3 protein-coding genes are annotated in these 8,679 nt (G+C 29.6%); all 3 read left to right on the top strand.

The window, feature by feature from the left end:
* Positions 1–414 precede the first annotated feature (414 nt).
* The 3 genes from QZV12_RS13290 (at position 415) to QZV12_RS13280 (ending at position 7,813) form a co-directional block, all read left to right on the top strand.
* Positions 415–1,014: a hypothetical protein gene (locus QZV12_RS13290; protein WP_295622615.1), complete on the top strand. Its 600-nt coding sequence runs from the start codon at positions 415–417 to the stop codon at positions 1,012–1,014.
* A gap of 110 nt (positions 1,015–1,124) precedes the next feature.
* Positions 1,125–4,871: a peptidoglycan-binding protein gene (locus QZV12_RS13285; protein WP_295622613.1), complete on the top strand. Its 3,747-nt coding sequence runs from the start codon at positions 1,125–1,127 to the stop codon at positions 4,869–4,871.
* Positions 4,872–5,713: 842 nt separating this feature from the next.
* Positions 5,714–7,813 carry an acetate--CoA ligase family protein gene (locus QZV12_RS13280; protein WP_295622612.1) on the top strand — a complete coding sequence of 700 codons (2,100 nt, stop codon included), beginning with the start codon at positions 5,714–5,716 and terminating at the stop codon, positions 7,811–7,813.
* Positions 7,814–8,679: the final 866 nt, after the last annotated feature.

Raw genomic sequence — 8,679 nt, 5'->3', positions numbered from 1 at the left:
TTATTTCTATAATAATAGATTGTACTTCATTGTATATAAATTTAAAGGAAAATAAGTTAAGAAAAATGTGGGTGATGGTCCTAATCGTGACACACCCTCTTATTTTTAATTTTAAAAAGCAAGTAAGTACTTACATGCGAAAATTATATATATGTCCTTTTTTAAAAATTTATTTGTTATGTGTAAAGTATTTATGTGTGGAATTTTTATGAGGAAAAACTTTTTAATATTTTTATGATGAATGACTTTTTTATATTTTGTATGAGGAAAGTGTTTTTTGTATTTTTATGGGGAGTTACTTTTTTTATGAATTTTTCATGTCAAATATTCTTATGCATAATGAATTAATTAATTAATTGTGTGTTTTTTATGAAAGGAAAAATCTTGAAACTTGCTTGTATTTTTATTATTATTATGTTCTGTCTATCACCTTTAGGTGCAGCACATTTAGATATGGAAGATAATAATACTAAGGGTGTTAGCAAAGATACAAATAGTATTAATTGCGATGATGTAAATTATACTATAGTTGACCATGATGACAAAACAAATCATGACAAATCTGTAGAAGTAAAGAATCAGACTGTTGAGACTAAAGATATTAAAGATACTAAAGATAGTGATCCTAATTTAAATCTTCATATTGTAGATATTTATAAAGGAGAAAGTGTTGTTGTTGAAGTTACCGCTGATAAAACTTTCACTCAAAATGTTGAGGTTAAATTAACTGGTGTTGACAAGGTTTATCCTGTGAAAGTTGAAGATGGTTCTGGAAAAATCACTATTGATGGTTTAGCTCCAAAAGAATATACTGCCACTATTGATTTTGATGGGGACAGTAGTTTCTTGCCTAGCAGTGCTAGTGAAACTTTCACAGTAAAAGACCAAGTTGACCCTGGTTTAAATATCAGAGTTGAAAGCGTTGCTCAAGGTGAAAAGCCTATTGCTAAAGTCACTGCAAACAGTTCTTTAAATGGTGTTGCAGTTGTTAAAGTAAACAGCTCGAAGATTTAGAGCCAGGAGACTATTCTGCAACAGTTAATTTTAAAGGAGATAAACTTTTCAAACCTTCTGAAAAAACAACAAACTTTAAAGTAACTGAAAAGGAATTAGCTGATCCTAATTTGAGCATATCTGTTAAAGACATCAATAAAGGTGAAAATCCAGTTGCAGTAATCAGAGCAGACAGTTCTTTAAATGGATTTATGGATGTTCAATTGAACAATTCAGATGAAATCTATCCTGTTAAGATTGTTGACGGTGCTGGAAATGTAACCATTACCAAAAATCTTAAGCCAGGTACCTATAGTGCTACAGTAAGTTTTGATGGAGATAAAACATTTAAACCATCTGAAGATACCACATCTTTCACTATTAAGGAAGATCCTGAATTAAAGATAAATGTAAAAAATGTCGCTCACGGTAAAAATGCAGTTGTTGATATTAAGGCAAACAATAAATTTAATCAGTATGTGGAAGTTAAATTAAACAATTCTAACACTATTTACACTGTTAAGGTTGTTGATGGTGTTGGAAACATTAAAATACCTGACATTCTTCCTGCTGGTGAATATACTGCAACTGTAAGCTATGGCGGTAATAATGTATTTATGCCATGTGAAAGCAGCACTACATTTACTGTAATGAAAAAAGGAATAGTTAATCCAGGTGTAAGCATTTCTGTTTCTAATATTAACAAGGGAGAAAAGCCTGTTGCTGTAATCCATGCCAACAATACCTTGTCTGGATTTATGGATGTTAAATTAAATAATTCTGCAACTGTTTATCCTGTTAAGGTTACTAATGGTGTAGGAAATGTAACAATTAATGAAAATATTGCTCCTGGAAAATACAGTGCTACCGTAGTCTTTGATGGAGACAACACATTTGAATCTGCTGAAGACCGCACTGTTTTCACTGTTAAAGAAGACCCCGCTCTCAACATTAAAGTAGATGATGTTACTCAAGGTGAAGATATAGTTGTGGAAGTTAAGGCAAACAATACCTTTAATCATTATGTGGAAGTTAAATTAAACTCTACTGGTGATGCTTATCCTGTAAAGGTTGTTGATGGTTATGGAAAAACCATAATCACCGATAAATTTGCTCCAGCTGACTATGTTGCAACTGTAAGCTATGGCGGTGACGATACTTTTATGGCTGGTGAAGATAGCACAAATTTCAAAGTTATGAGAGAGAGTCCTAATTTAAGCATTAAAGTTGATGACATTATCAGAGGAGATAAGGTTTTTGCTGAAATTAATGCTAATGACACTCTTAATGGGATTGTAGAAGTAAAGTTAAGCAATTCTGACAAATCTTACTTTGCTAAAATTGTTAATGGTTATGGTAACTTAACCATTGATGAAGAGTTAGCTATTGGAAAATACTCAGCTACTGTTAGCTTTGAAGGTAATGAAAAATTCAGAGCTGAAGAAAAATCCACTTCCTTTAATGTAGACCCAAGAGGTTTAACTGATCCTAAGATCACTCTTGAAATTGAAAACATCAATAAAGGTGATCATGCTGTTGCTGTAGTCCATGCTAATGATAGCTTATCTGGAATAATGGAACTTAAATTAAATAATTCCGGTTCCGTTTATCCGATTAAGGTTGTTGATGGTGTTGGAAAAGTAACTATCACTGAAAACCTTTTAGCAGGCAAATACCTTGCTACTGTCAATTACATTGGTGATGATACCTTTAAGGCAGGAGAAGATAGTGTTGAATTCACTGTTAAACAAGACCCTGAATTGCAAGTGTCAATTGAAAATATCACTTATGGTGAAGATTTTGTTGCTAAAATCACCGCAAACAGTTCCTTTAATGGTTATGTAAACGTAAAAATGGGTGGTTCCTCTACCGATTACGTTGCAAAAGTTGTTGATGGTGTTGGAAGTGTCAAATTTGCTGAATCTCTCAATCCAGGAAATTACACTATTACTGCAAAATATGCTGGTGATGATACATTTTATGCATCTAAGACAACCACCTCTTTCACCGTAATGAAATACAGTCCTGATTTAAGCATATCTGTAGATGATATTTATGTTGGTGAAGATGCAGTAGCTGAAATTAAAGCAAACAGCAGTTTAAATGAATATGTTGAAGTTAAATTTAGCAATTCTGAAACTATTTATCCTGTAAAACTTGTTAATGGTGAAGGAACTGTAAAAATCTCTAATCTTCCATATGGAGATTATTCCGTTACTGTCACATTTAATGGCAATGAAAATTTCAGAGCAGAACAAAAAATCACTAACTTTGCTGTAAATAGGTTTGACCCTAATTTAAGCGTAAAAGTCAATGATATTCATGTAAGCGAAAAAGATGTTGCTAATGTTAACGCAAACAGCAGTTTAAACGGAATTGTAAATATTAAATTAAACAACTCTGATGCTGTTTATACTGTAAAACTTGTCAATGGTGCTGGATCTGTAACAATTGATGAAGACCTTGCTGCAGGCAATTACATTGCTACTGCTAGCTTTGATGGTGACGATAAGTTTTTACCTAGTGAAAAAACTGGTGCTTTTGTTGTAAATAAGAATGATGCTAATTTAATGATAAAAGTTCAAGATATTAAAGTAGGTGAAAAAGCTGTTGCAGAAATCCAAGCAGACAAGAGATTAAATGGTATTGTTAAAGTTAGCTTAAAGAATTCAAATTCTGAATTTGCTGTAAATGTGGTTGATGGTCATGGAAATCTAACTATTGATGAAGACCTTGCTGCAGGCAGTTACATTGCTACTGCTAGCTTTGCAAGTGATGATATGTTCTTGGATGATGAAGCTTCTGTAAGTTTTGATGTTAAAAAGAACAGTCCAGATTTCCAGTTAAAAATCAATGACATTATTGAAACAGAAAAATTAGCTATTGAAATTAAGGCAGACAGCAGATTAAATGGATTTGTGGAAATTAAATTGAACGACTCTGATGAAATTTATCATGTTAAAGTTGTTAATGGTTCTGCAAAGCTCCAACTTGATAAGGTATTCACTCCTGGTGTATACTCTGCCACTCTTGGTTTCAATGGTGACAGCATGTTTTTAGCTGATGAAAAAACTGTTCCATTCACTGTAAAGGATAAGGCATCTGCTTTAATAGATCCTAATATGAACATTCAAGTAAAAAACATTACTTTTGTTGATAATGCAGTTGTTTCTTTAAGCACAAACACCAGATTCACTGGAAACGTTGATGTTCAAGTAGGAACTAAAAATTATGTTGTTAAAGTGACTAATGGTAAAGGATCAGTATCTATTCCTAATTTAGCAATAGGAACTTATTCTGTAAAGGCAACATTCAAACAGGATGATGTCTTTAAAAACAGTACCAAATCCACTAAATTTGCAGTTCAAAAAGCAACTCCAACAATTACTGCAAGTGCAAAAACCTTTCTTGATACCCAAAAAACCAAACAATACTTTATTACCTTAAAAAATAAAGGTAAAGTATTAAGCAATAAAAAGGTAACTTTAAAGGTTGATGGTGTAGTTTACAGTGCTAAAACCAATGCAAAAGGTGTTGCAACTTTTAAAATGACTAAATTGACTAAATTAGGCGCTAAAAATGCAGTCATTAGTTTTGCTGGTGACAAAGACTATAATAAAATAAGTTCTAAATCTAAAATCACTGTTAAATTTGCTACCATTGGAAAAGGAAACAAAAGAACAGCTATGGTAAAAAAGATTCAAAGAGCTTTAAAGAACAATAAGTTTTATGTCACTTATAAAGGCAAAAGCTTAAAAGTTGATGGCGTATATGGTTATTATACTGTCATTGCTGTTAAACTCTTCCAAAAAGCTAAAAAATTGCAAGTAACTGGAAGTGTTGATCAAAACACTGCTAAAAAACTTAAAATAATTTAGTTTCTTTGGTTTCGCTTAAATTAAATGGAGAATAGAAGGATTTATTTGATATTTCTCTTCTTTTAATTTAATTAAATGGAAAGTAGAAGGATTTATTTGATATTTTCCTTCTTTTAGTTTAGTTAAATGGAAAGTAGAAGGATTTATTTGATATTTTTCCTTCTTTCATCTTTCTATTTGTCTGATATATTTTTTTATTTTTTATTCTTTTTTCTTTTTTTTAGTTTTTTTTATCCATTTTTTTGTATTTTTTTATTTTAATTTTCTTTTCTTTTTAGTGGATTTTTCTCTTCTTCTTATTTTTTTATTTTTCAATCCCTTTTAGGTTTAATTTTTAATTTTAATTCTGTTTTTTTTTTTATTTTTCAATCTATTATGTTTATATTTTTTTTAATTTTCATCCTGTTTTTTTATTTTTTCAATCAATTTTTAATGTTTTATCATTATTATCAAAATTTATCTTTTTTAGCTATTTTTTCCAAATATTTTTAAAACTATTCTAAAATTAAAAAATAAATAATATATATTAGTTTTTTTAAAAATATAATATATATAATAAGTAAAAATTCAATCATACTTAAAATAATTTATATTTCTTAATTTTATATTAACAATATCTCATTTTTGTCTAATTTCGAATATTTTTTTTTTAAAAAATATTTTAGATAATTATAAATATCATGTTTTTTAAACTATTTTAAGAAATTAAATAATTGTTAATTATTTATCATTATAAATATGATGAATTACAAATAATATATTATAATAACAATTATTATATTGTATGATGAATTTTTTTAAATAAAATTTATTAATTAATTTATTGAAAGGAGTTAAAATCTATGACTGATCTTACTAAGATGTTTAATCCTGACTCTGTAGCTGTAGTTGGAGCTTCTAACTCAGTAGGAAAAGTTGGATATATTATTGTAAATAATATAGTCAATGATGGTTTTAAAGGAAATATCTATCCTATAAACCCAAAAGATGATGAAGTTCAAGGATTAAAAGCATATAAAAATGTATCTGATTTGCCAGAAGTACCAGACCTTGTAATTATTTCTATTCCAAGTAAATTAGTAAACCCTGTTGTTGAAGAATGTGGGGAATTTGGAGTAAAAAATATGGTAGTCATCACTGCTGGATTTAAGGAAATCGGTGGTGAAGGTGTAGAAAGAGAAAATGAGCTTGTCGCTCTTGGCCAAAAATATGGCATAAATATTATTGGTCCTAACAGTTTAGGTACTACTGATTCACACACTCCTCTAAACTCTTCATTTTCACAGATCATGCCTCCTGAAGGAAATATTGCATTCATTTCCCAAAGTGGAGCTATGATGGTAGCTATTATTGACTGGAGTGTAACTGCAGGAATCGGTTTCAGTAAAATTATCAGTTTAGGTAATAAAGCTGGAATCACTGAAATAGAATTGATTGAATTCTTAGCTGATGATGATGACACTGCTGTTGTAATCTGTTATCTTGAATCAATTGCAGAAGATGAAGACTTCATAAGAACATTAAGAAAGGTATCTTACAAAAAACCTGTTGTAATCTTGAAATCAGGTTCCAGTTCTGCAGGTGCTGAAGCTGCATCCTCACATACTGGTGCATTAGCAGGTAGTGACATTGCATTTGACACTGCATTTAAGCAAGCTGGAGTATTTAGAGTTACAACTATGGATGAATTATTTGATGTAGGTTTAGCATTTTCCAAATGTCCTTTGCCAACTGGACGTAACCTTGCAATCATTACAAATGCAGGTGGTGGAGGTGTAGTGTCTGTAGACGCTATGGAAAGATATGGTTTGGATCTTGTTAAATTTGATGAGGAAACTAATGCAAGACTAAAAGAAGCAGTACCTGAAGAAGGAAGTATTAAGAACCCTATTGATGTATTAGGTGATGCTCCTGTTATCAGATATAAGGAATCTTTAGAAGCTGTATTGGATTCTGATGATGTTGATGGTTTAGTTGTTATGGTATGTCCTACTGCATCTGCAGATGCTGATGGAATTGCACAAGCTCTAGTAGAAGGGTCAAGTGGATTCGACAAACCTGTTATTGCTGTAAATATGGGTGGACCTACCTTTGAAAACGCTAACGATGTATTAAGAGACAATGGAATTCCTACCTATGTATTCCCTGAAACTGCTGTAAAGGTATTTGACTATCTTGCAAGATTTGCTGCTGTTCAAGAAAGACATTATGATGACCCTGTTGGAGAAGTTAATGATGTTGATAAGGAAGCAGTTGAGGCTATCTTTGCAAAAGTGAAAGAAGAAGAAAGAGACACCTTGCTTGGTAGTGAAGCTTATGCTGTAGTTGAAGCATATGGCATTGAAGCAGCTCCTATTAAATTAGCAACTTCTGCAGAAGAAGCAGGTGTTCTTGCTGAAGAAATGGAATTCCCAGTTGTACTTAAGATTGCTTCTGATAAGATTTTACACAAATCCGATATTGGTGGTGTAAAAGTAGGTATCCAATCTAAAGAAGAAGCAGAAGAAGTATTCGAAGAAATTATGGCTAATGCTAAGAAAGCTCATCCAGACATTATTCCAAATGGTGTAGAAGTTCAAAAAATGATGGACTCTGGTATAGAAGTTCTTGTAGGAATGATTAGAGATGCACAATTTGGTCCTATGATTGCATTTGGTATGGGTGGAGTTCTTGTAAACCTTTTAGAAGATGTTTCATTTAAATTGGCAAGAGGTTTAACTACCGAAGAAATTGTTGAACAAATGGAAGACACTAAAGTAATTGGATTACTTAAAGGTTTCAGAGGAGAAGCTCCTGGTGATATTGAAGCTGTCAAATCAGCTATTATCAGAGTTGCTAGATTAACTTTAGACTTCCCTGAAATTTCAGAACTTGATATAAATCCTATCTTTGTATATGAGAAAGGATCAAGTGCATTAGATATTAAAATTAAATTAGGTTAATATTATTATTAATCTATTTTTTATTTTTTCTTTTTTTATATTATATATAAAATATTTTTTTTATACTAAATTCTTTACACTATTTTTTTATACTAAATTTATAATACTATTTTTTTTTATACTAAATTTATAATACTATTTTTTTTTATCCATTTGATATTTTTCCTTTTTATTTAATCATTTCCTAATTTTTTTTATTTTTTTTCATTGATTTCGAAAGTTCATATTTTTATTTAGTTTTTATTCCATTTTTCTATTTTTTTATTCATTTTTTTTTTTTTAAGAATTTTTTTTATTTCCTTTAATTAGTATTTAAAGAAAATATTAATTATCCTATTATATTTCATTAATTTTATAATTTTTCTATGCTTTATTCAATTTTCCTTACTTTTTAATCCTATTTCTTCAATTTTCTAAATTTTTTTATTTACTTATATATAAACTTTTCTATATTTTTCTAATTTTTTCCATTTTTTTGCTCATTGGCAAAAGATCAGTAAAAACAATTTCTGGTTTAGTTTTAATGTTACCAAACAAAAAAATATTTTAATAAATAAATTGTATGTAAAGTATTTTATTTTATCTATAGTATTCATTTTGTCTTTTATTTTAAATTTATAAAATAAAATATTGGAATAATTAAATTTTTTAAATTTTTGCAATATTTAATTTTTATTTTTGTAAATGTTGTAACTTTCCCTAATAGATGTGCTACAATGTAGCATGATTATGATTATATGATATCAATTCATTTTTTATCATAATTTTTCGTGAGAACCTAAGTTTAACTTAGTGTTTGATGTTGGTTAAGTAGATGTGGTGATATTTGATTGTTATGTCTGTGATGTAATGATTTAATATTTGTG

Source organism: uncultured Methanobrevibacter sp., assembly GCF_902769175.1.
Classification (GTDB): domain Archaea; phylum Methanobacteriota; class Methanobacteria; order Methanobacteriales; family Methanobacteriaceae; genus Methanobrevibacter.
The sequence above is the reverse complement of the archived record's forward strand: the minus strand, read 5'-3'. Positions and strand labels throughout refer to the sequence as shown.

Coding starts and splice junctions, on each gene's coding strand:
- QZV12_RS13290 (WP_295622615.1), top strand. CDS start 415: ATGTTCTGTCTATCACCTTTAGGTGCAGCACATTTAGATATGGAAGAT.
- QZV12_RS13280 (WP_295622612.1), top strand. CDS start 5,714: ATGACTGATCTTACTAAGATGTTTAATCCTGACTCTGTAGCTGTAGTT.